Here is a 1075-nt window from a genome sequence, read left to right on the forward strand (position 1 = left end):
CAGGTTGAAACCCTTGTGTAGTAAGTGTTACAGACTATATAAACGGACATTTGCTCTTGTATAAACGGACATTTGCTCTTGTATAAACGGACATTTGCTCTTGTATAAACGGACATTTACTCTTAATTAAAGGACGTTATAAATATTGACCTTAAAAAGATATTAGATTACATTGTCCTTTAATTAGATAATAATAAGTTCTTCTTATGAAAAATAGTTTAGTCGTGAAAGATAATGCTCTAATAAATGCCAGTTACAACCTAGAGCTAACGGAACAACGTTTGATCATGCTAGCTATCATTAATGCTAGAGAATCGGGACAAGGAATCACTGCGGATAGTAAACTGGAAATACATGCTAGTGACTACGCCAAGCTATTCAATGTATCTGCCGATGCGTCATATAAAGCTTTGAGAGAAGCTGTAAATAATCTGTTTAATCGTCAATTTAGTTATACAGCCGAATATAAAAAAACAGGCAAAGTCGGCATTGTTCGATCTCGCTGGGTAAGCCGTATATTTTATGTAGATGACCTAGCATTGTTAGAAATTACTTTTGCTCCTGATGTAGTGCCTTTAATCACACGATTGGAAGAACACTTTACAAAATATGAAGCTAAACAAGTTGCTCACCTAACCAGTAAATACGCCACTAGGCTTTATGAATTGCTGATTGCTTGGCGTGAAGTTGGAAAAGTTCCACAACTAGAACTTAGTGAGTTTAGAAATAGATTAGGTCTTGTTGATAGTGAATACACCGCCATGAGTGACTTCAAAAAGCGTGTGCTTGAACCATCAATTAAACAAATTAATGAGCATACTGATATTACTGTAACGTATGAACAGCATAAAAAAGGACGGATCATTTCAGGTTTTTCTTTCAAATTTAAGCAAAAACAACAGCCAAAAGTTGAAGCAAAAAGAGATCCAAACACGCCTGATTTTTTTATAAAAATGACCGATGCACAACGCCATTTATTTGCGAATAAAATGTCTGAAATGCCTGAGATGGGAATATATTCACAAGGTACAGAAAGCTACCAACAATTTGCTATTCGTATCGCTGATATGCTTTT

At 35.2% G+C, this 1075-nt stretch carries 1 protein-coding gene; it reads left to right on the forward strand.

Features of this window, described 5'->3' with window-relative positions:
• Positions 1 to 206: 206 nt before the first annotated feature.
• On the forward strand, positions 207 to 1075 hold an 869-nt coding region (gene repM, locus FTU05_RS17740; RefSeq protein ID WP_180166225.1), incomplete at its 3' end, for a replication initiation protein RepM.

Source organism: Acinetobacter sp. YH12049, from assembly GCF_013419875.1.
Classification (GTDB): Bacteria; Pseudomonadota; Gammaproteobacteria; order Pseudomonadales; family Moraxellaceae; genus Acinetobacter; species Acinetobacter amyesii.